Annotated in this window: 26 protein-coding genes; 9 read left to right on the plus strand and 17 right to left on the minus strand. The window is 40.3% G+C overall.

The genetic code is table 11. The features are described 5' to 3' along the window. Positions 1 to 45 precede the first annotated feature (45 nt). Positions 46 to 255 (minus strand): hypothetical protein, encoded by a 210-nt coding sequence (locus tag M2369_RS03930; protein ID WP_019744044.1) that lies wholly within the window; start codon positions 253 to 255, stop codon positions 46 to 48. A gap of 219 nt (positions 256 to 474) precedes the next feature. Between M2369_RS03930 and M2369_RS03935 the strand changes: the two genes are divergently transcribed. Genes M2369_RS03935 through mnhG form a run of 7 tightly spaced genes read left to right on the plus strand, consistent with a single transcriptional unit; the run spans position 475 to position 6,251 of the window. Beyond that, positions 475 to 2,886, plus strand: a complete 2,412-nt coding sequence (locus M2369_RS03935) for a Na+/H+ antiporter subunit A (protein ID WP_058336866.1) — start codon at positions 475 to 477, stop codon at positions 2,884 to 2,886. Continuing rightward, a complete protein-coding gene (locus tag M2369_RS03940; RefSeq protein WP_008345843.1) occupies positions 2,883 to 3,314 on the plus strand; it encodes a Na(+)/H(+) antiporter subunit B in 432 nt (143 codons plus the stop codon). The genes M2369_RS03935 and M2369_RS03940 overlap by 4 nt, the downstream gene beginning before the upstream one ends. Then, positions 3,314 to 3,655 carry a Na(+)/H(+) antiporter subunit C gene (locus M2369_RS03945; RefSeq protein WP_003213576.1) on the plus strand — a complete coding sequence of 114 codons (342 nt, stop codon included), beginning with the start codon at positions 3,314 to 3,316 and terminating at the stop codon, positions 3,653 to 3,655. The genes M2369_RS03940 and M2369_RS03945 overlap by 1 nt, the downstream gene beginning before the upstream one ends. Further along, positions 3,648 to 5,126, plus strand: coding sequence for a Na+/H+ antiporter subunit D (locus M2369_RS03950; RefSeq protein WP_079920595.1), 1,479 nt, complete (start codon positions 3,648 to 3,650; stop codon positions 5,124 to 5,126). Before M2369_RS03945 ends, M2369_RS03950 begins: the two co-directional genes overlap by 8 nt. Positions 5,127 to 5,132: 6 nt before the next feature. After that, complete coding sequence (locus tag M2369_RS03955) at positions 5,133 to 5,612, plus strand: Na+/H+ antiporter subunit E (RefSeq protein WP_008345848.1); 480 nt, start codon at positions 5,133 to 5,135, stop codon at positions 5,610 to 5,612. Continuing rightward, positions 5,612 to 5,893 (plus strand): Na(+)/H(+) antiporter subunit F1, encoded by a 282-nt coding sequence (locus tag M2369_RS03960; RefSeq protein WP_008345849.1) that lies wholly within the window; start codon positions 5,612 to 5,614, stop codon positions 5,891 to 5,893. Before M2369_RS03955 ends, M2369_RS03960 begins: the two co-directional genes overlap by 1 nt. Then, positions 5,877 to 6,251: a monovalent cation/H(+) antiporter subunit G gene (mnhG, locus tag M2369_RS03965; RefSeq protein ID WP_003213369.1), complete on the plus strand. Its 375-nt coding sequence runs from the start codon at positions 5,877 to 5,879 to the stop codon at positions 6,249 to 6,251. Before M2369_RS03960 ends, mnhG begins: the two co-directional genes overlap by 17 nt. 90 nt (positions 6,252 to 6,341) lie before the next feature. Here mnhG and M2369_RS03970 read toward each other — a convergent pair whose 3' ends face one another. The 6 genes from M2369_RS03970 to degQ form a co-directional block, all read right to left on the minus strand. Next, positions 6,342 to 6,731, minus strand: coding sequence for a hotdog fold thioesterase (locus tag M2369_RS03970; protein WP_017358943.1), 390 nt, complete (start codon positions 6,729 to 6,731; stop codon positions 6,342 to 6,344). 23 nt (positions 6,732 to 6,754) lie between these two features. Next, complete coding sequence (gene comA, locus M2369_RS03975; protein ID WP_007500477.1) at positions 6,755 to 7,396, minus strand: two-component system response regulator ComA; 642 nt, start codon at positions 7,394 to 7,396, stop codon at positions 6,755 to 6,757. Positions 7,397 to 7,476: 80 nt separating this feature from the next. After that, entirely contained in the window at positions 7,477 to 9,789 is a 2,313-nt protein-coding gene (locus tag M2369_RS03980) for an ATP-binding protein (RefSeq protein ID WP_045034542.1), read from the minus strand. 53 nt (positions 9,790 to 9,842) lie between these two features. After that, entirely contained in the window at positions 9,843 to 10,013 is a 171-nt protein-coding gene (gene comX, locus M2369_RS03985; RefSeq protein WP_074041927.1) for a competence pheromone ComX, read from the minus strand. Continuing rightward, positions 10,010 to 10,924: a polyprenyl synthetase family protein gene (locus M2369_RS03990; RefSeq protein ID WP_168948551.1), complete on the minus strand. Its 915-nt coding sequence runs from the start codon at positions 10,922 to 10,924 to the stop codon at positions 10,010 to 10,012. The genes comX and M2369_RS03990 overlap by 4 nt, the downstream gene beginning before the upstream one ends. A gap of 151 nt (positions 10,925 to 11,075) precedes the next feature. Next, on the minus strand, positions 11,076 to 11,216 hold the full coding sequence (gene degQ, locus M2369_RS03995; protein ID WP_003213123.1) for a degradation enzyme regulation protein DegQ: 141 nt from the start codon (positions 11,214 to 11,216) through the stop codon (positions 11,076 to 11,078). A gap of 505 nt (positions 11,217 to 11,721) precedes the next feature. Between degQ and M2369_RS04000 the strand changes: the two genes are divergently transcribed. Beyond that, complete coding sequence (locus M2369_RS04000) at positions 11,722 to 12,075, plus strand: YuzC family spore coat inner layer protein (protein ID WP_017367963.1); 354 nt, start codon at positions 11,722 to 11,724, stop codon at positions 12,073 to 12,075. A gap of 36 nt (positions 12,076 to 12,111) precedes the next feature. Here the strand turns inward: M2369_RS04000 and M2369_RS04005 are convergent, their stop codons facing one another. The 9 genes from M2369_RS04005 to M2369_RS04045 form a co-directional block, all read right to left on the minus strand. Further along, positions 12,112 to 13,338, minus strand: a complete 1,227-nt coding sequence (locus tag M2369_RS04005) for an EAL and HDOD domain-containing protein (RefSeq protein WP_035701209.1) — start codon at positions 13,336 to 13,338, stop codon at positions 12,112 to 12,114. A gap of 140 nt (positions 13,339 to 13,478) precedes the next feature. Further along, the gene (locus M2369_RS04010) at positions 13,479 to 14,948 is read right to left on the minus strand and encodes a nicotinate phosphoribosyltransferase (protein ID WP_007500472.1); all 1,470 of its coding nucleotides are present in this window, start codon (positions 14,946 to 14,948) and stop codon (positions 13,479 to 13,481) included. Between the two features lie 17 nt (positions 14,949 to 14,965). Next, positions 14,966 to 15,517 carry a cysteine hydrolase family protein gene (locus M2369_RS04015; RefSeq protein ID WP_008345872.1) on the minus strand — a complete coding sequence of 184 codons (552 nt, stop codon included), beginning with the start codon at positions 15,515 to 15,517 and terminating at the stop codon, positions 14,966 to 14,968. 60 nt (positions 15,518 to 15,577) lie between these two features. After that, positions 15,578 to 15,985: a YueI family protein gene (locus M2369_RS04020; RefSeq protein ID WP_073412609.1), complete on the minus strand. Its 408-nt coding sequence runs from the start codon at positions 15,983 to 15,985 to the stop codon at positions 15,578 to 15,580. A gap of 27 nt (positions 15,986 to 16,012) precedes the next feature. Further along, on the minus strand, positions 16,013 to 16,261 hold the full coding sequence (locus M2369_RS04025) for a YueH family protein (protein WP_024719734.1): 249 nt from the start codon (positions 16,259 to 16,261) through the stop codon (positions 16,013 to 16,015). A gap of 95 nt (positions 16,262 to 16,356) precedes the next feature. Beyond that, on the minus strand, positions 16,357 to 16,578 hold the full coding sequence (locus M2369_RS04030; RefSeq protein WP_008345878.1) for a spore germination protein: 222 nt from the start codon (positions 16,576 to 16,578) through the stop codon (positions 16,357 to 16,359). A 102-nt stretch (positions 16,579 to 16,680) separates the two neighbouring features. Further along, on the minus strand, positions 16,681 to 16,902 hold the full coding sequence (locus tag M2369_RS04035) for a spore germination protein (protein WP_008345880.1): 222 nt from the start codon (positions 16,900 to 16,902) through the stop codon (positions 16,681 to 16,683). 68 nt (positions 16,903 to 16,970) lie between these two features. After that, positions 16,971 to 18,074, minus strand: a complete 1,104-nt coding sequence (locus tag M2369_RS04040) for an AI-2E family transporter (RefSeq protein WP_008345881.1) — start codon at positions 18,072 to 18,074, stop codon at positions 16,971 to 16,973. 184 nt (positions 18,075 to 18,258) lie between these two features. Beyond that, positions 18,259 to 18,495 carry a YuzF family protein gene (locus tag M2369_RS04045; protein WP_003213721.1) on the minus strand — a complete coding sequence of 79 codons (237 nt, stop codon included), beginning with the start codon at positions 18,493 to 18,495 and terminating at the stop codon, positions 18,259 to 18,261. A gap of 180 nt (positions 18,496 to 18,675) precedes the next feature. Here M2369_RS04045 and M2369_RS04050 point away from each other — a divergent pair, with 180 nt between their 5' ends. Next, positions 18,676 to 20,160, plus strand: coding sequence for an esterase/lipase family protein (locus tag M2369_RS04050; protein ID WP_045034544.1), 1,485 nt, complete (start codon positions 18,676 to 18,678; stop codon positions 20,158 to 20,160). On the opposite strand, the gene M2369_RS04055 is transcribed toward M2369_RS04050, so the two are convergent. After that, positions 20,157 to 20,690 (minus strand): HD domain-containing protein, encoded by a 534-nt coding sequence (locus M2369_RS04055; RefSeq protein ID WP_007500462.1) that lies wholly within the window; start codon positions 20,688 to 20,690, stop codon positions 20,157 to 20,159. The two genes, M2369_RS04050 and M2369_RS04055, sit on opposite strands and share 4 nt — an antisense overlap. Between the last annotated feature and the right edge of the window lie 143 nt (positions 20,691 to 20,833).

Raw genomic sequence — 20,833 nt, forward strand, 5'->3', positions numbered from 1 at the left:
GTAAGGGACATGCTTTTTTTTATATTTCTTTTCTCCCATACATCCTCATTCATCAGCTAATACAATTCGTATATACTCCCGAGGCTGAAAAGGATACTGTTTCGCCTGCGGATAGGTCATATGGAGGAGTTGTTCAGAAAATAGCGGCCATTCACTCCCGGCCTGCCACCTTTTTTGATCATTTCGTTCAATCAAGAATGCTCCTCCTAAAATCGTGCAGAATATGCTTAAGCTGATGGCGATCTTTCGTTTCATTTGATCAGCTCCTTTAAGAAAAGCATGTACGAAATACAAAACAATATACAACGAGTTTCATTTTTGATAAAATATTTTTTGTGGTCAAAAGAACTCAAAACAAATTCAATTTGCCGTAAATCAGTTCAAACCAATGCACTATGTCTGTATTTACGCTATAATTTTAATTACCAGTTCTTTAGAACGTGAATTTATATTGATCAAAGGAGGTTCATTTTCTTGCAGCTTATTCACTTCGCCATCCTATCACCTTTTTTACTTGCCTTTGTCGTCCCTTTTCTCTTTAAATACGTAAGGCGTATACATACAGGATGGTTTGTTCTCATCTTGCCTATTCTTTTATTCACCTATTTCATCCAAATGCTCCAGATCACTTCGAATGGACGAACGTTGTTCTCACAAGCTGAATGGATTCCCTCTCTAGGGATGAATTTCACTGTGTATGTAGATGGTCTCAGCCTGTTATTTGCTTTACTCATCACAGGTATTGGTGCACTTGTGGTACTGTACAGTATTTTCTACTTATCAAAGGAAAAAGAACAGCTTGGCTCTTTCTATACGTATTTATTAATGTTTATGACCGCTATGCTTGGTGTTGTTCTCTCTGACAACATGGTCGTACTTTATTTGTTCTGGGAGCTAACAAGTATCTCTTCCTTCCTCTTAATTGGGTATTGGTATAAGCGTGAGCGTTCTCGTTACGGAGCAACCAAATCACTGCTTATTACTGTGTTTGGCGGATTAGCTATGCTTGGCGGCTTCATCCTCATTTACCTGATCACTGATTCATTCAGTATTCGCGAAGCAGTCAATCAGCTTCAGCTCATTATGGCATCACCTTATTTCATCCCTGCGATGGTTCTCATTTTACTAGGGGCCTTCACGAAATCAGCGCAGTTCCCATTTTATATTTGGCTGCCTGATGCTATGGAAGCACCAACCCCTGTAAGCAGTTATCTGCATTCTGCTACTATGGTCAAAGCCGGTATTTATCTGGTTGCCCGCTTTAGTCCGATTTTTGCTATATCAGAGGTGTGGTTTTGGACCATTTCGATTGTCGGACTTATCACACTATTCTGGGGATCTTTCCACGCCGTTCGGCAAAATGATTTGAAAGCCATTCTGGCCTTCTCGACAGTGAGTCAACTCGGTATGATTATGCTCATGCTAGGAGTAGGCGCAGCTGCCATTCATGAAAACAACCCTGCCTTTTTTGGCGCAGCCGTTCTTGCTGCTATTTTTCATCTCATTAACCACGCGACTTTTAAAGGAAGTCTCTTTATGGCAGCAGGGATTATCGATCACGAAACAGGTACACGTGATATTCGCAAATTAGGTGGATTAATGACCATCATGCCAATTACCTTTACAATTACGTTAATTGGTACATTCTCGATGGCTGGACTCCCGCCTTTTAATGGATTTTTAAGTAAAGAGCTATTTTTCACAAGTATGATTCGGATTTCTGACATCAGCTTTACGGATGTTTCAACATGGGGGGCTGTCTTCCCTGCTATCGCTTGGCTCGCTAGTGTGTTTACGTTCATCTACAGTATGATGATCGTCTTCAAAACATTTAGAGGCCGTCTGAATGTCGATCAATTGGAGAAAAAACCGCATGAAGCACCGATTGGTATGCTGATCCCGCCAATTATTTTAGCTGCACTTGTGGTCACGTTTTTCTTTTTCCCTAATATTCTTGCCTATTCTGTCATTGAACCTGCCATTCAAGCGATCATTCCAGAAGCCATTCAAACAGGAAGCCGCTTTGCCGTAAAAATTGAAGCGTGGCATGGATTCCAGCCAGAGCTTTACATGACAATTGGTGTAGTTGCGCTCGGTACCATTGGCTATTTAACGCTGTCAAAATGGCGCCCAATGTACAACATATTTAAGGAAAAATGGTCATTCAACGCTTTGTATGATCGTTCACTTATAGGTGTAGAAAAAGGGTCATACCGCCTAACAAACAGCTATATGACAGGATTCCTTCGTGACTATCTTGTCTATGTATTTGGTTTTATGATTATCGTGCTGGGCAGCGTGATGTTCTACAAGCAAGCCTTCTCATTTCAAACTGAGCACGCTGCATCAATCGGCACGTACGAAGCCATCCTTTCACTTGTGATGGTCGCAGCGACAGTCACGACTGTATTTGCTCGTTCACGCTTAACAGCTATTATTGCGCTAGGTGTTATGGGCTACACGCTGTCACTATTCTTCGTGATTTTCAGAGCACCTGACCTTGCGCTGACACAGCTCATTATTGAAACCATTTCTGTCGCGCTGTTTTTACTTTGCTTCTATCATTTGCCAAAGCTGAGTCTGAAGCAAAAAACACGAAGATTTAAATTAACAAATTTGATCATCTCATTAGGTGTTGGAGTCGTTGTCACCTGTCTTGCTTTCGCTTCCACAAGCCAGCAGTCTCTTGACACGATTTCAACGTACTTCATTGAAAACAGCTACAAACTGGCTGGCGGAGACAATATTGTCAATGTCATTCTTGTCGATTTCAGGGGCTTTGATACACTCTTTGAGATTACAGTGCTGGCCATTGCGGCACTCGGTATTTATGGATTATTGAAGGTAAAAGCACAAGGAAAACGGAAGAGAGGCGTACGGCGATGAGAAAGATTGATACGAATGATATGCTCTTACAAGTCACTACTAAAATTACAGCATTCATCATCTTGCTTTTCTCACTTCACCTATTTCTTGCAGGACATAACAATCCTGGCGGAGGATTCATTGGCGGTTTGATGAGTGCTGGTGCTGTCGTCCTTCTGCTTTTAGCCTATGACCTTAAAACAGTCAGACGCATTTTACCATTTGACTTTATTTATGTGGCTGGTGTCGGTTTGCTCGTTGCCATCCTAACAGGCATGGGATCTTTTCTGTTCGGAGCACCTTTCCTATCCCATGCATTTGATTATTTCCAACTGCCGTTTCTAGGGAAAACAGAACTGGCGACAGCAGTCCTGTTTGATATCGGTGTGTATTTAGTTGTTGTTGGTGTCACCATGACCATTATTCAAACGATTGGAGAGAAGGAATAATGGAATTTCTAATGTCTATTATCGTCGGAATCATTTTTATGGCAGCGACCTATTTAATGCTTTCAAAAAGCCTTCTGCGGGTCATCGTCGGTACTGCCGTTTTAAGTCACGGCGTCCATTTGCTTCTATTAACAATGGGCGGCTTAAAAAAGGGAGCACCTCCTATTTTGAAAGAGGGGCTCACATCCTATGTAGATCCATTGCCACAAGCATTAATTTTAACAGCCATTGTCATTGCTTTTGGTGTAACATCCTTTTTGCTCGTGATGGCCTTCCGTGCCTTCCAAGAGCTGAGAACAGATGACATGGATCAAATGAGAGGAAATGATCAGCATGAATAATCTCGTGATCCTGCCTATATTAATACCATTACTAGCTGCTACATTATTGATTTTTATGAATAAAAACACCATGCTGTCGAGAGGCTTTAGTGTATTTGCATCTCTTTTAGCCATTATCTGTAATGTCTATTTGGTCCAAACGATTTTCACAAACGGCATACAAACCCTTTACCTAGGCGGCTGGAAAGCACCGTTTGGCATTGCCCTTGTGGCCGATCAGTTTGCTGCACTTCTTGTTTTGACCGCTTCCATTGTTGGACTTGTCACAGTTCTTTTTTCCTTTCAAACGATTGGGAAAGAAAGAGAGCGGCTGTTCTATTATTCTGGTGTCCAATTCTTGTTAGCTGGCGTGAGTGGTGCCTTTTTAACGGGAGATATTTTCAACCTGTTTGTCTTCTTTGAATTGTTGCTGATGGCATCTTATATGCTCATTGTTCTGGGTGGTTCAAAGCCTCAGCTTCGTGAATCACTGAAATACATTGTGTTTAATATTATCTCATCGGCATTATTTATTGTTGGCGTAGCGTGTTTATATGCAGTCACAGGCACACTGAACATGGCTGATTTAAGTGTGAAAATAGCTGAATCTGGGCAAACAGGGTTAATCACCGTGATTGCCATTCTGTTCCTGATTGTATTTGGCTTAAAAGCTGGGGTCTTCCCGCTTTATTTCTGGTTGCCAGGGTCTTATCATGCACCGCCAGCAGCGATTTCAGCTTTGTTTGGCGCACTGCTGACAAAGGTCGGGCTATATGCGATTGCCAGGGTCTTTACGCTCATCTTTATACATGATACAGGTTTTACACATACACTTATGGCTTGGCTAGCCGCTCTAACGGTTATATTCGGTGTCATTGGCTCTATCGCCTATTCTGATGTGCAAAAAATTGTGATTTATAACATTGTCACAGCTGTTGGTGTCATTTTGTTTGGGATTGCGGCCAATACACCGGCATCACTTCAAGGCGCCATTTATTACCTCATTCACGATATGGTGATCAAAGGAGCTCTATTTATGCTCGCAGGGGCACTGTTTGTGTATGCTGGAACCAATCATCTGAAAAAAATGGGTGGGCTGATTCAATCCCAGCCTCTACTCGGCTGGATGTTCTTCATATCGGCTTTATCACTTGCGGGTATTCCTCCGCTAAGTGGATTTGTTGGCAAGCTGAAAATTGTTGAAGGTGGGTTTTCTGCTGGGTACATGACGTTCTCTATCCTTGTTTTACTGTCCAGTCTTCTTGTCCTTTATTCTGTTATGAGGATTTTCATGCTCGCGTTTTGGGGAGAGGATCAGGATATGCGAAGAAGAAAGCCATCCATTAGAGGAATGGTGTATCCTGGGGTACTGCTTGTTATCTTATCGCTTGCGATTGGATTAGGCACAGAATTCATTGCACCTTATATCAATCAAGCTGCGGAAATGCTTTCAACACCAGAAAAATATATTCAAGCTGTGCTGAAGGAGTAGATGAACATGGCCTTTCAAATATTATTAAACGCTCTCCTCGCCTTTACATGGATGTTTATGAATGATACATACAGAGCTGCAGACTTTGTATCAGGCTTTGCACTAGGGATGATCGCCATTTTTATGCTACGGCGATTCTTCCCGCAACGTTTTTACGGCTATGCCCTTTATGCGATTTTCAAGCTCGTCATCATTTTTATCAGAGAGCTGCTTCTTGCCAATTTGAGTGTACTCAAGACGGTGTTATCTCCAAAGCTTAAGATCAAGCCTGGTATTTTCGCCTTTCGTACAGATTTAAAAACAGATTGGGAAATCACCATACTGGCCAATATGATTACATTAACACCTGGTACACTGGTCATCGATATTTCCGATGATCGTTCGATTTTATACATTCATGCGATGGATATTGAAGATGCTGAAAAAGCCATCCACGATATTCGGGTATCATTTGAAAAAGCGATTCAGGAGGTGAGCGGTAAGTAATGGAACTGATCTTGCAAATGTCACTTGGAATTCTTGCGCTGTCTACTTTGCTTTTTGTGATACGGGTCATCAAAGGACCTTCTATCCCAGATCGCGTTAGTGCGCTTGATGCGATAGGAATCAATTTAATTGGGATGACAGCCATCGTGTCTATCTTACTGAAAACCACTACGTTCTTTGAAATTATTTTACTGCTCGGTATTCTTGCCTTTATCGGCACTGTCGCTTTTTCCAAATTCCTTGAGAAAGGGGAAGTGATTGAAAATGATCGTCATCGCTAAAGCGATCGTGATTTTCTTTATTCTGCTTGGCGCCATCCTCTGTTTGATTTCAGCCATTGGTGTCCTTCGCCTGCCGGATGTTTACACACGTATGCATGCTGCATCAAAAGCATCGACACTTGGTGTTGTTCTCATTTTAGTTGGTGTGTTCTTTCATGAATGGTTTCTTGCAGGGATCATCTCTGCGAAAATCCTGCTTGGGATTGTCTTTATCTTTCTGACCGCACCAGTCGGCGCTCATTTGATCGGAAGAGCCGCTTACAACACTGGTGTGAAAATGGACAAACGAAGTGTCCAAGATGATTATGGCGGTTTCCGTAACTTTGTCATTAAACGAAAAGAAGACTCTTATTTATAAATGAAGAACATGACATTCAGGTCCTGTTCACTTTACCTGTATGTTCATAAAAGGGTATTAAAAAAAGCTTCCGCTGCACCGGGAGCTTTTTTATATGCGATCAATGACAGCGAGTGTACATCTTGACGTACAGATATGACGGTCTCGATCATCTTTTATATCGATTTGGAATACCATTGTACGCCGTCCAACATGTACAGGAACAGCTGTAGCTGTCACCACTCCATCACGTACAGATTTTAAATGATTGGCATTGATTTCAATACCTGAACAAACCTGCTTCGTTAAATCCAAATGAGCAGCAGCACCCATGCTTGCCACTGTTTCTGCTAGAGCAGCTGATGCTCCTCCGTGCAGTAATCCAAATGGCTGTTTTGTTCGGTGATCGACTGGCATTGTCGCCACGCATCGTGACGTATTGCATTCCACAATCTCAATCCCCAGTGCCTCAAGCAGTGTATTTGAACCACTCACATCCATCAAGGCCCTCTCCCTTCACACGTTTACAGGACACTTTCCGATTTTGCAATTAACACCGCTTCCGTTCGAGATCCAACATTCAGCTTATTAAAGATGGAGGTCAAACTGTATTCAATCGAGCGTTTGCTCAAATGAAGCACATCGGCGATCTCTTGGTTTGTGTACCCTTTTTCCACTTCTCTTAAGATTAAACATTCACGCTCTGTTAACAGCTCATGATCCGTCTGCTGCGCCTGTTCTGGCTTCTCTTGCTGCTGTGAAATTAATTTCTTTAAATAGGATAGCTGAATGACAACTTCTCCTTGCAATGTGCGGTGTATGTATTCAATGATTTTGTCTTTTGTCTCTGTTTTACTTATTGCACCATGCAATCCAGCTCGAATGGCCTCTTCGAAATAATCATCTACTTCATATCCTGTATAAATGATAATTTTCACTTGTTGATTCGTTTCTAGAATTTGTTTGGCAATGTCCATTCCATTGATATCCCCGAGATTTAAATCCATCAAGATCACATCATAGATGGAAAAGTCATGCGTCTTTAAAAAGGCGCCTTCTGCATCAGGACTTAAACAATCGACTGATAGCTGCTGATCTGATTCTAATATGCTTTTTGTCCCTTCCATGACAGCCGGATGATCATCAATGACCAATATCTTCTTCATGTCTTCCTCCCTTTAAATCACTCACTTCCATTTTATATAAAAGACTTGGCAGATGCCAAGTCTTATTCCTTAAGAAATCGTTACAATTCCATTTCAATTTTCACCTTGAGCCCTTTTTCAGGTGCTGTGTGAATTTGAAGCTTTCCATTTAGAGCTTTGACTCGTTCCCTTATGCCAGAAAGACCCATGCTCATCGTGTGCTGATCAAGCTGGCTTGCATCAAATCCGACTCCATCGTCCTCATAATGGAGAACAACTTGATCTTTAATACAAATGAGCATCACTAAGACTTGGCTGGCCTTAGAATGCTTCAACGCATTGGATAACAGCTCCTGCACAATCCGGTAAATATTCAGCTGTGAGTCAATATCAATGTCCAGTTCTTTATCAAAGCGGGTTGTATTCAGTCTAATATGAAATGGCGCTTCCTCTTGAATTTGCGAAGTCAGCTTCGAAATTGCCTTCACTAACCCCAAATCATAGAGGAGCTGCGGCCGAAGTTCATGACATGTTTCTCTAGTGGTTTGAATCACCTTAGACATTTGTTCATTCCATGAGATCAATGAATTTTCAATAGATGTTGGGCATTGGTTGTTTTGGAAATTGGTTAAGAACATCTCGGACTGTCTCTTCAGTGAAATCAAATCCTGCAGCACAGAATCATGAAGATCCCTCGCTAAATCTGAGCGCTGCTTCTCTTCCATGGCGAACATGACTTTCTTCAGCCAGGCGGGATTGGCTTCCCGCTGTTTCAAATCCTCAAGATGCTCCATCAGTTCTTCGATCTTGACGACATTTTCTAAACTGACACTTGTGTAAAATGCCAATGTTTTCAGCCATGAGATTTCATCGCGGGTCAATTTCGGCGTCTGTATATTGGATAAGCAGCAAATCATAAACGAGTGACCGCCCCGCTCTCCAATTTTCATCATAAACCCTTTATCAAGCTCGATGATTTTCCCAACTTCACCTAAAATATCTTGAAATTGATCCACGTATTCTTTCCATAATTTACTATCATTTGTTGATTCATCAATTTCAATCATTTCTCCATTAGCCTTCACCTCTAGCACAAAGGCTTTATTCACAACGAGCACTTCTAAAATGGTGTATTTCAAATGATACAGTACTTGATGAAGTGATGACGCCTCACGAATAAGCTGCGTAAATTTAAACACGCTGTCTTGGTAATTATACTTCTCTGAAAAACGTTTCAAACGAAAACGGAAATCTAAAATTTCTTTAAAATAGAAAACAGCCAACATGAGTGTATATGTGATGAATGCGAGCTTCAGTGTGTACTTTAAATCTTCTGGTTTTTGCAGAATATAAAACGTGACAACAACTAAAATGGTCGGTGTAATGGCAATAAATCCATAGTATTTAAGTCTACTAATCAAGAAATCCATATTGTAAAGTTTGTTCGTCATGAATTGATACACGAGTGAAAAAGGAATGAGCAATACAAAAGAAGTTAAGAAAAAGGGATCTACAACATAAATACGAAACAAAACATATGGAATTGCAAATAAAAAAATAAACGGACAAAATGCTATGATATTAATCATGACAAAAAACTTTAAAACAGACCCCTGCTCTGTCTCTTTATATTTCTGCATTCCATTAATAATGACTTTGAATGACATGATAATAGAAGCAAAAAAGAATAAAAGATTTAAACTCGGCATGTATCTGGCTATCGCCGAATCAATTGGAACAAACAGCTCTATTACTAGATTAGTTATAGGAAGACTATATAAAATATAAATTGTTTTTCGAGTCGTTATATGCAGGTCAAACTCTTTGAAATATTGATAAATGAAATGAATATAAAAGATAAATACACTTGATAAACAAAATGTGATGACATAATGGCTAAATCTATCACCAATACCCGAAGTACCTGCACTAAGATATCCGATACAAATCGTTAATAAAAATAAAACTAAAAGAAATGCTGATTTTCGTTGGACCTCTTTGTTAATACGAATGATAAAGAAGATACAAAATAAACATATTGAATACAGGATAAGAGGAATTATATAGACAAATAAACTTTCTTGACCAATCAATGTCTTATTTTTTAGGGTGATCATTTGGTTGCCTCTTTGAATATCAATTCTTTGCACATTCCTAAGCTCACCATTGATCAAATGATCTTTATTGTTAGCAGGTTCTCCATTAATTTTAAGTATAATATCTCCTTCTTCTAATCCTGATGTGTAGGCTAAAGAAAGATATTCGACTTTGACAACTTCTGCTTGACCATTCTTGTTCTCCGCAACACGTGCTCCATTAAAAATATCAAATACATAAATATATGAAACATAGATCACAAATAAAAAAGACAGAAAAACCAAAAAAGCAGATAGTTTCGTATAAGTTATCTTCATGTATAAAACATCCTTAACTGGAGAACTTTTAAATCATTTTTAAATGAATAGTATCATTTATAGTACCATATATAATCTGCAGACATTTGCCCTTTTTTTATGCCTTGAATGATTGCTTTCATCGTTTCCTCATCTGTGTGAATTAAACTTGCATTCCCTAAGTCCAATTCATTCACAACACTAGGATTTTTCACTAAATATGCAATAACATTTTGAATGTTCAATCATTGCCCTCCTTTGTCATATATGCATATAATTGTTCCTTTTTCGTTTTAGGCAAATCAAGTTGTGCAATTCCTTGCTTCATTTTTAACAGCATAATCTCTCTCATCGAAACCATGTACTGAGTCAAACCAGCTTCAAGTAACTTTTGCTTCAGTTGAAACGGCTTTTGCTCTGACTCATCCAGCCGGTTAGAAAAGAAGGAAAGAAGCTCTAGACTGACATCGTTAAAATGTCTTTGTAAATAACTAAATGCCAGCGTTTGTTTTTTTTGAAAATCTCCGTTTGTTTTTGAAAATAACGCAAAAAAATCGTTACTGATTTGTTCAGCAACACCATAATATATCGAATAAGATTCTACAGTGGCATTCATTTTTCTTGTCGCTAAATAAACACCCAGTACGCTAGAAAGAGCTGTTAAAGATCCAGATTTTTTCCTTAAAACCTCTACACACTCTTCTTCTGTTCCATACAAATGACTCAAATCCTCATGCTGCCCTTCCATAGACATTTTGATGAAGTGGAACAGTTTCTCTATTAGTTGAGAATTATTTTCACAAATTGATGTGATGAATTGGATACTCACCGTATACAAATACGTAGAAGCATTGATGGCCACTCCTTGGTTTACGTTCATCCAAGGATACGAATCATTATCCTGATCTTCAATATCATCTAATATATCGGCAGATAAGATGAGAAGTTCAATCCCTGCTGCCAGTTTTGTAATCGCTTGCTTGTCTTGTCCGCCAAATGCCTCATAATGTTGGTAAGCCAATTGCCCAAAAGGAAATTCATTCTTTATATCTGTAAATTCGAGAAGCAGCTTTTGTAAATCATTTTGCCTGACTGCATGTTGAATAAAATCAGACATTTTCTGCTTGATTTTTGTATTCTCTAGATAGTTTAGCATACTCGATCTTGATCCTCACCCTCTCGCCTCTTATTTTACTAAAAAGAAAGAAGCAAATGTCCACTGACATCACTATTTAACAATTATATAATAATATATCCTTTTTTTGTATGTATTTGGATAAAAAAAAGACTTGATGGTTATCAAGTCTTTAAGAAATTTTCACATATTCATATTTGTCGTATTGATCAATGCTTTTGTTAATGTTATGAAGAGAAGCCGTTGTTTCTCTAATTTCGTTTTCAAGTTTCCATAATAGTTGTTTAAGTTCTTCGATTTCATACTTTTCCATCGATTCCACTCTCCTTTTTTGGAAGATCAATGTATTTGTGTATGTTGATTGGGTCATAAGTATTTGATCTGTTACTAACAGTGTAAATGCTATTGAGTATTTTTTCACCGAAAAGTATGCACAAAATGTGTGCGTGATACCGCAAAATTCAATAGGTCTTTTTTCATCATTTTCAGACTTTTCAAATGATACTTTTATCTCAATTTCAAAGGAAATACGTCATTTTCGCGACATGAACAGGCATCATTCGTCACAATTCTCATGATGCAGAACGTACGATCCCCTCTGTTTCCTCGGTTTTTCATGTTATAGGTCAGACGACAGGCTCTACTGTAGACACCGCAATTTTTTGGCGACATTCACCGAAATTGACCGCAAAAGTACCTATTTTTATGATGAATATGCAAAGGTAGAAAGATCATTTTGATTCTTTATTCGGATTTTCTTCATACATTTAGAACAGATATCCGTCCAAATTCACTTCAATGAGAGAAGAGGTGACCATGTGTTTTACTATGTTCCTTATCCGCCTTTGCAGGTTCCCGCAATAGGGAACGCATACCCGCGAACACCCATGACTTTTCCTCCAGTAGATGCTCATGCGTTTCAAAAGGCTGCAAAGGAATCAACCCGTCTCGTGGCTGATGCATCCCTCATTACACAGCAGATTTCCGGTTCGCTTTCGTTTGGACAGCGAATCATGGAAGCTGCTGAACGTGCTGACACCGCAAGTGTGATTCGAATGCTGAAGCAGATTGGGGTGAAAAGCAATATCGATATCCGCTTTAGTCCAGAAGGCATCCGCATCTACTTATCCCTCTCTTCCAGCAGGCTTTTTCTACTTTTACAGTGGGGATAACAAAGAAAGAAGCCGCTCTAGTGTGAGCGGCTTTTCTTAAGATTCAAACATTTTATGACACCATTCAATGGCTTCTATATAACAGCCGTAGGCTTCCTGCTTAGGGAGACTTCCACCTAACATCTCATCATCCCATTCATTTCGTTCAATACGTTTGGCAACGTCTAACACAAGGAAATAGTCATTTTCATAGCCAAGCAGTGCCTCACCTACTTCATCCGAAAGAGGCAGTTCTTTCACAAGTTCAGTAATGTCCGCCCTGACAAGCGTATCAATGAGTGAAAACATACCTGTTAGCATATAAGAAGCGGGATGCTCTCGTTCAGTCCGACTAGCAATGAGTTCACACGTTTTGGCACGAATGAACGACATTTTGATGATTTCCTTTTGGCTTGAGTTGGCTTGGACATTCAGTTCTTTAAATGAAAGGATAAAGATCCATCGCCGTATTTCATTAAACCCAAGCAGGATAATCGCCTGACGAATGCTCTTGATTTGATAAAGACGTCTCATGCCGCCAGAATTCAGCATTTTTAATAATTGATATGAAAGGGAAAGATCACTTTCTATAAAGTGCGTCACGGTCTGAATATTCGGCTGCTCCTTGCTCAGCTCATTCAATAGCTGATGGTATGCGTGGAAGCTAGTCGATAAGGCTCGTCCCGAAATGACGTGCGGCTCACTAAAGAAATATCCTTGAAACAAATGGAAGCCAGCTTCTAACGCTTCTTCATATTCTTTTCGCGTTTCTACCTTTTCAGCAAGGAATCGAAGTCGATACTTTTTATATGTATGTAAAATGTCTCTTCGTTCTTCACATGTTGTTTTCAGAAAATCAATTTTTAAAATATCAATGCAATAGAGGAGTTCATCGAGTAACTTGTCATGAAAATGTGTTCCGCTCAGAAAGAAATCATCGAGCGCAATCGTGTATCCCCACTTTTTTAATTGCTTACATCTCATAATAAGTGCCGGGGTAATCGGTACATTTTCTAATATTTCGATCACAAGCTGATGTGGATCAAAATAAGTGAGCAGATCAGACGAAAGCAAGCTTTCGGTGAAATTGATGTAGCATCGTTTTCCTTCTGTCAGTGTTTCGATGCCAATGTTTAAAAAACTATTGATAATGAGGTCCGTTGTCGCTTGATCACCATCTTCAGCGCTATATGTATTGGTTTCACTATCTCTATAAAGCAGCTCGTATGATACGACTTGTTCTTTTCTGTTAAAAATAGGCTGCCTTGCAACAAACACCCTCAACTGCTCCATTCCTCCTTTATGCAATGACAAACAAGATGTGCTTTCAGTATACCAAATGATTGCCCACAAGGTTCATTTTGAATCGTCCAACATGAAAAAAAAGAGACCATCTGGCTTGATGATCTCCTTTCCCGGGGTAATCAGCTTTCATAAAGCTCTTTTTTGATTTTATTTTTCACATCATGGATAAACTGCATCTTATTATCCCAGCATTTTTGACTCAAATCGACTGGGTATTCTTCTGGTTTGCTGATTCGTTTGTATTCCTCCCAGAAGAGTCCGAGACTGTCCTGCACATATGCTTGAATCGTTTGGATATCTGGATTATCATACACCAGCTTCCCTTGTTCAAAAATTGGGACATGAAGGTCCTTTGCCACAAAATTTGTCACAAATTTGCTGATAAATGTATGAACTGGATGGAACATTTTCAGCTTATCTTCACTTTGAACATCTTCTTCTTCAAGGGCAATGTAGTCTCCCTCAGAGTGATGATTCAATTGATTGATAATGCGATACACTCGTTTACGGCCTGGTGTTGTCACTTTCTCTGGATTAGAAGAAATTTTGATCGTGTCATTCATCTGACCGTTTTCTTCAATCGATACAAGCTTATATACAGCACCAAGAGCTGGCTGATCGAACGCGGTAATCAGCTTCGTTCCAACACCCCATACATCAATTTTTGCACCTTGTGCTTTTAAGTTCATAATGGTGTGTTCATCAAGATCGCTTGATGCAATGACTTTGGCGTCATGGAATCCAGCTTCATCCAGCATCGTTCTCGCCTTTTTAGACAAGTAGGCAAGGTCTCCACTATCAAGTCTGACCCCAATAAAGTTGATTTTATCACCGAATTCTTTCGCTACCTTAATCGCATTTGGAATGCCTGATCTGACCGTATCATATGTATCCACTAAAAAGACACAGTCTGTATGTGTTTCGGCATATTTTCTAAATGCAGTATATTCGTCGCGATATGCTTGTACAAGGGCATGGGCATGTGTGCCTGATACGGGAATATTGAAGCGTTTCCCTGCACGGACATTACTTGTTGCCTGAAATCCGCCGATCAGTGCTGCTCTTGCTCCCCACATGGCTGCATCCATTTCATGCGCACGTCTTGTTCCGAATTCTAATGCTGTCTCATCTTCAATGATTCCTTTAATACGAGCCGCCTTTGTTGCAATTAGCGTCTGGAAGTTCACGATGTTGAGCAGTGCCGTTTCAATTAGCTGCGCTTCAACAAGTGTTGCCTCGATGCGCATAATAGGTTCATTCGCAAAGACAATTTCTCCTTCTCGCATTGAATGAAGTGTCCCTGTAAAAGACAATCCGCTTAAGTATTCAATGAAATCGCTTTTATAACCGAGTTCATCTTTTAAATATGCAAGGTCGCTCTCGGTGAAGGAGAAGTCCGATAAATATTCAATCGCTTTCTCTAAACCAGCAAATACAGCGAAGCCGTTGTCAAATGGAAGCTTTCTAAAGAAGAGTTCGAAGACTGCCTTCTTCTCATGAATGCCGTCTCTCCAATACGTTTCTGCCATGTTAATTTGATAAAGATCTGTATGTAGTGATAAACTGTCGTCAATAAACCGATGCTCCAACTTCCATTCTCCTTCCCTTACTTAACCACTTTCGCACCAAGCGTATGCTCAAAGTGAGAAAGTGCCCACTCGTGCCCCGCTTCATTAAAACTCGCTACGGCATTCTCATGAATCACAAGTTCAAAGCCTTTATTGTACGCATCAACAGCTGTATGAAGTACACAAATATCGGTACACACTCCGGCTAGGTGAAGTTCAGTGATGCCACGCTCGCGCAGTTTCATTTCTAATTGAGTGCCTGCAAAAGCAGAGTATCTTGTTTTTTCCATATAATAGACATGATTTAAATGTGTTGACGTGTGAAATAGTGAACTTAGTTTTCCGTAAAGTTCAATTCCTTCTGTCCCGCGAATATTATGGGGCGGAAATAACTTTGTCTCTGGATGATATGGATCTTGCTCTTCATGATGATCGACGGCAAAAACAACAAAGTGTCCTTCATCAATAAATGAAGAAGTGATCTCTGTGATCTTCGACTCAATCGCCTGTCCAGGCTTTCCGCACGTCAGTTTTCCATCGTCTGCAACAAAATCAACTGTATAATCAATACAAATCAATGCTTTGCCCATCCGCATCTCTCCCATATGCTCTTTTGAATCATTATAGCTTATTCATTTCACTAGGGAAACCTATTCAACAGATTCACGAGAAAAAGCTTTTTGAAAAAGCTCATCTTCTATATAGATATGCTCTTGATTGATCGCATGCGGCACCTCTATCACAAGCCCAAAAGGTGAATGTGACTCGTGATGGTTGACCACTTTAAAAGAACAACCAGCGGCATTTGCCATTTTGACATATGGAGAATAAGAAGCATATGACAATTCACCATTTAAAAGAATAGTGGCCTCTCGGTTTGCCTTCAATACTTGCTCTACCTCTTGATACGATTTATGTCTCGATACTTGCCCTTTTGTCAGAGCGAGAAGAGCACGTTCTCTTAATGAGCCGAGAAACATTCTTCGTTCATCTGGTTTTGTTTCAGCATGTCCAAATATCCCTTGCTGCAAATAAAAGTCTACGGATTCTTCTTTCATTGCTGTGTTCACTCCTGGTTTCTGAATTTACATTTCTGTGACCCAGTGCACAATTTTTTGTGCAAGTTCACGGGCTTCGTCTATTTCTACTCTTTTGTTTAAAGATTGTTCTAGTGCTTGCTCAAGCTGCGTTTTTTCGTCTTCATATGCAATAGAAATACTCCATTCTATGTCAGGTACAGCGACAAGCGTTTTATATTCTTTTTTATTTTCATGTAAATATACATTGTAGGTTGTTGGTTGCCCGCTTGTCAGATGCGCTTTTCTTATTTTCATTTGATTTGTTTTACCCCCCTTTTTCTTCTTCCTTCTTCTATCCATTGTACCATAAAAAAAGACAGCTTCTGAAAAGGAGACCCTTTCAAAGCTGGCTATGCGTTAAAGCTCTTTTGCTGGCTGATCAGGTTTGAATCCCAAACAAATGTGACGTTCGGATTGTTGAAAAATTGAACAAAGTCTCCTGCATTATAGGTACCTGAACCACCAGCGGAATGATCCACACTTTTTGGCGAAATGGCAAACACATCGCCGAAATGTGCAGAACCGTTTCCTATCACACGGTCAATATGAATGGGTCCAACAATTGCTGGCATCTTTCCACCACCTTTACTACCCTCATCATATGCCTAGCGGAACAATACGTGTCTATCCAACATAAAAAAGACAGCTGATATGTCATATGATCAGCTGTCTTTCTATGCATTAAATGATTGAGGCTGGCCAAACAGTGTAAAGTCCCAAAGCATGGTGGCATTCGGATCGCTTGTAAGGGACATATAATCACCTGAATTAAAAGCTCCCGCTCCACCGGTCGAGTGATCTACAGCCAAAGGGGCAATGGCGAGAACGTCACCAAAAGTAGCCGAGCCGTTTCCGCCTAAAGACTCAATATGAATGGGTCCAACAATCGCAGGCATCTTCCTTCTCCTCCCTATTCGCTTATGTGAGTTATGTTATGCAAAAAGGGAAAAGTGGTGCATCTGCCCTAAACGTTTAAATGCTGTTCTTTTCGAGAGCGCTGACGCAGCTGAACCAATCTGACAATATTGAGTGTGATGGCTTTCAGTAGCGCATAGACAGGGACGGCAAAAATCATGCCAAGGATTCCGCCAAAACTTCCTGCCCCAATTAATAGCAAGATAATTGTTAACGGATGTGTGTTGAGACGTTTTCCAATGATCAATGGAGAAATGACGTTTCCATCGATCTGCTGAACAACAAGAATGACAATAACAGTCACAACCGCTTTTCCAGGCGAATCAAGAAAAGCAATGAGCACAGCTGGTGCCGCACCAAGATATGGCCCAAGATATGGAATGACGTTTGTCACCGCAATAATGATGCCGAGAATGAGCGCATATTTCACACCAATTAATAAGTATCCGATAAAACAAGCAACTCCGACAAATAAACAAACAACGATTTGCCCTTGTATGTAAGCAGCAAGCGTATCGTTTAATTCTTTAAAAATCTTCAATCCTTCCTTACGGTAAGGCATTGGCAAAAATTGAACGAGCTTGTCCGGAAACTTATGCCCGTCTTTTAGCATGTAAAATAAAATGAATGGAACGGTAATGACAGCGAGGGCAATATTCGCAATCACACCAAACACCGCCGACATACTGGAAGCAATATTTTCCGGTAAATCTTTTAATGTCGAAACGATCGACTGTTCAAACTTTGAAACAGACACATAATCTTGGTTCATCATCCACGTAAATGTTTTAGAATGCGAGAAGTCGTTGATAAATTTCTGCATGTCCGTGACATACCCTGGGAAGCTTTTGACAAGTCCACCCACCTGCGTGACAATGACAGGTCCAGCAGCATTGACAACAAACGTGATAAGCCCGATGAATAGAAGATAAATAATCAGAATGGCGAGCGTCCTAGGTATCTTCTTCGACAAAAATCGCACAATCGGATTAAAGATGAAAAAGAGAATACCTGCCAGTAAAATAGGAACAAACAACGTTGAAGCAAATAAAATGATCGGCTGAAATAAAAACGAAACTTTTGTTGATACGTACACAATTAGTAAAACCAGTAATATTTGGAATGTCCAAAAATGAACTTTAGATTTTAACAAAGATGCTCCTCCTGTTACGTATTGACCTTATTAAAAAACTACTATTCAACCCACCTTCTGTCAACTGCTTCTTGTTTTAGAACCATATTTTTTGAAAAAAAAAGAACAATTGGTATATCATGCACTTTTTCCAGATATACATTCTGTAAGCATTGAAAAAAGCAGACACCTGTGCGTCTGCTTGTTACACTCTTTCACTGTGATCAGGCATCACCGACACGATTTGCTGGATCCGCACATAAAACACTGATTTTGCCCCCGCCTCAATCACAATATGATCCGGCATCACTTCCTTCAACTTTCCACGTACTGTATCTTTCACTGTTTGAACAATCAATCTCATACCGACTACTTTCTGCAATGTTTGATAAACATATGGATCAACTAATGAAACAAGCTGTGGACTTCCTTGTTGTGCCATGCTACCTGCCCCTTTACTTGTGTATTTACCCACAGCGTATGCAATGACCCATGTGAGTGTCACTCAGCAAACCCACAACATTATTACCGTATTTTTACATTACGTATTTTTTTACAATTTTTAGAAGTATAATAGATTGGTGCTGCCAACATCTTAAATTATTTGAAGAGGTGAATGATCTTGAAAAAATTAATCTGTATCGTTGCTGTCATGCTCTTACTATCCTCTGCAAGTTATGCGCACGCAGGCACAATTGGAGATGCACCTGGTACACCAGGGAAGTGGTTTAAAGGAGAAGAACCGGTACAAAAAGACCTGTCAAAACCCCCACTTGTTTTTGTTCATGGCATAAACAGTTCTTCCTCCACATGGTCTGATCGAAACGATATGGCAAAACAAGCTGTTCTGAACGGATACGAAAGCGCGTTCATAGATTTATATCCAGATCAGGACATGAAAAAGAATGGGAAACTATTAGCAGAAAAGTTAAAAGAAATCTATGAATTTTTCGGCAGAAAACTGATCATAATCGGTCATAGTAAAGGCGGAGTGGATACGCAGGCTGCACTCGTGTATTACAACGCTCATCCATATGTAGAGAAAGTCATCACACTTGGCTCTCCACATTATGGGACGCCGCTTGCGGATTTAGCCTATAGCAAAGGCGGAAGCTGGCTTGCGCAAATCCTTGGACAAAAGAGCGACGCGCTCTATTCTCTGCAAACCGGGATGATGGCAGCTTTTCGAAGTGAAACCGACCGGTTGGAGACGTTTCCTCATAAATATGTGACCTATTCTGGTTCAGAATGGGGAACCTTTGGCGGAGTGCTTTATTTAGGCGGCATGTATTTAAAAAGCTTTGGTGCAAACGATGGCGCTGTGACGGTCAGCAGCACAAAGCTAGCATATGCAAACAATATTTTAACAGGAAAGTGGGATCACTTTTCGATTAAAAACGGCACAAGCATGTTCCCCGTATTTCAGGCACAGCTGCGTGCAAGTACCGCAAGCGCTGAAAGTGAAGACGAACAAGAGCAAGAACCAGTCTCTTCGGAGCTAAATACAAACGTTTATGTGAAAGGTGGAGAAAGTGAAAAGGATAAAACAGAAGCGTTCTATGTAGAGGAAGGAACGAATGGCCTATCGATTCAGTGGTTAAATGAAAGACAGGAAGCCAATCCGGAAATCGTTGCGCCAAATGGCGATGTCTTAACCAATTTGACGACATCCGAAGCATCATTCCCATATGAAGGCGCCTATTCACACCATGTGCAAATCAATAAACCCGTTCCAGGAAAATGGACGATTCGATCAAATTCAGGAAAAAAAGATCCTTATTTGCTACTTGTATCCTTTGATTCACCATTAAATGAAGAAATCAAAATCGCTGCAGCGAAATCAGGAGATGCATCGACACATTCGAGCAAGCTGATTAAACGATTAAGCAAAACTGTAGAGACCATTTATTTTAAAGATGCCGAGAAGGATCATCCACTGAAAACGAGCTCTTCATCAGCCGTTCAATTGAAAAAAGAAGGTGCTTATTCCGTCACGGTTCATTACACAGGTCTCACTGCGTCAGGGACATCGGCATTTAACCGTACTGTGATTCGCACATTGTATGTGGATCAGCACGGAACGATTCATGGAGATATTCCATATTAAACAGAGCGTTTCATGGGCTGAAGCGCCTGCTGCACCTTCTCATCCAAATCAGCAATTTTTTTGAGCGCAAGTGATTCATCTATTTGTCTGTAATGATGGTGTCCACCAGGCTCTTCGTCCATTTCATCTGCTTTCTTCACAATTTGCTGGAGTGTGTCCTTATGCAGGTCGCCCTCTGGCAAATATGAATCTGTGTGAAGCAAAATCGCAAGGGCAATCTCTTTGGCTGCTTTTGGTTCCTCGCCGAGCCGTATGAGCAGTTTATGTGCCCGCTCTGCCCCTTTAATGGCATGAATATCATTTCGTCTATATGTCTCGTAATCCCACTCTCCGCCTGCTGTATACCATTCATAGTGGCCGATGTCATGCAAGAGTGCTGCTTTCACAGCAAGATCCGGGTTAATCCCCGCCTGCATCGCCAGTTTGAATGCGTGATAAGCACAAGCAATGGCGTGGGCTTTTCCTGAACGATTTAAATATTTTTGAGCGACTGGATGGGTGTAAACATCCATTAATGTAACCTTTCTCATGGAAACCCCTCCTTATCTATATTTTTAGCATCCTAACATATTCTGAAAAGAAACTCAAATGTTCTGTCATATTTCCGATGAGTCTCAAGATTAGCTTATGCTCGATAAGCTGTCTTTGCTTGTACAATACGAAAAAAGCAGCC

Origin of the sequence: Bacillus sp. JUb11 (assembly GCF_024807925.1) — a bacterium.
Lineage (GTDB): Bacteria > Bacillota > Bacilli > Bacillales > Bacillaceae > Bacillus > Bacillus altitudinis.

Excerpts from the sequence above, each read along its gene's own strand:
- M2369_RS04020 (WP_073412609.1), bottom strand. The coding sequence starts at position 15,985 with ATGAAAGAAGAATCCGTAGACTTTTATTTGCAGCAAGGGATATTTGGA.
- M2369_RS03950 (WP_079920595.1), top strand. The coding sequence starts at position 3,648 with ATGAATAATCTCGTGATCCTGCCTATATTAATACCATTACTAGCTGCT.
- comA (WP_007500477.1), bottom strand. The coding sequence starts at position 7,396 with ATGAAGAAGATATTGGTCATTGATGATCATCCGGCTGTCATGGAAGGG.
- M2369_RS04015 (WP_008345872.1), bottom strand. The coding sequence starts at position 15,517 with ATGGGCAAAGCATTGATTTGTATTGATTATACAGTTGATTTTGTTGCA.
- M2369_RS03980 (WP_045034542.1), bottom strand. The coding sequence starts at position 9,789 with ATGAAGATAACTTATACGAAACTATCTGCTTTTTTGGTTTTTCTGTCT.
- M2369_RS03970 (WP_017358943.1), bottom strand. The coding sequence starts at position 6,731 with ATGGATGTGAGTGGTTCAAATACACTGCTTGAGGCACTGGGGATTGAG.
- M2369_RS03940 (WP_008345843.1), top strand. The coding sequence starts at position 2,883 with ATGAGAAAGATTGATACGAATGATATGCTCTTACAAGTCACTACTAAA.
- degQ (WP_003213123.1), bottom strand. The coding sequence starts at position 11,216 with ATGGAAAAGTATGAAATCGAAGAACTTAAACAACTATTATGGAAACTT.
- M2369_RS03960 (WP_008345849.1), top strand. The coding sequence starts at position 5,612 with ATGGAACTGATCTTGCAAATGTCACTTGGAATTCTTGCGCTGTCTACT.
- M2369_RS04025 (WP_024719734.1), bottom strand. The coding sequence starts at position 16,261 with ATGAAAATAAGAAAAGCGCATCTGACAAGCGGGCAACCAACAACCTAC.
- M2369_RS04055 (WP_007500462.1), bottom strand. The coding sequence starts at position 20,690 with ATGAGAAAGGTTACATTAATGGATGTTTACACCCATCCAGTCGCTCAA.
- M2369_RS03930 (WP_019744044.1), bottom strand. The coding sequence starts at position 255 with ATGAAACGAAAGATCGCCATCAGCTTAAGCATATTCTGCACGATTTTA.
- mnhG (WP_003213369.1), top strand. The coding sequence starts at position 5,877 with ATGATCGTCATCGCTAAAGCGATCGTGATTTTCTTTATTCTGCTTGGC.
- M2369_RS04030 (WP_008345878.1), bottom strand. The coding sequence starts at position 16,578 with ATGCCAGCAATTGTTGGACCCATTCATATTGACCGTGTGATAGGAAAC.
- M2369_RS04035 (WP_008345880.1), bottom strand. The coding sequence starts at position 16,902 with ATGCCTGCGATTGTTGGACCCATTCATATTGAGTCTTTAGGCGGAAAC.
- M2369_RS03955 (WP_008345848.1), top strand. The coding sequence starts at position 5,133 with ATGGCCTTTCAAATATTATTAAACGCTCTCCTCGCCTTTACATGGATG.
- M2369_RS04045 (WP_003213721.1), bottom strand. The coding sequence starts at position 18,495 with ATGGCACAACAAGGAAGTCCACAGCTTGTTTCATTAGTTGATCCATAT.
- M2369_RS03945 (WP_003213576.1), top strand. The coding sequence starts at position 3,314 with ATGGAATTTCTAATGTCTATTATCGTCGGAATCATTTTTATGGCAGCG.
- M2369_RS03990 (WP_168948551.1), bottom strand. The coding sequence starts at position 10,924 with ATGCTAAACTATCTAGAGAATACAAAAATCAAGCAGAAAATGTCTGAT.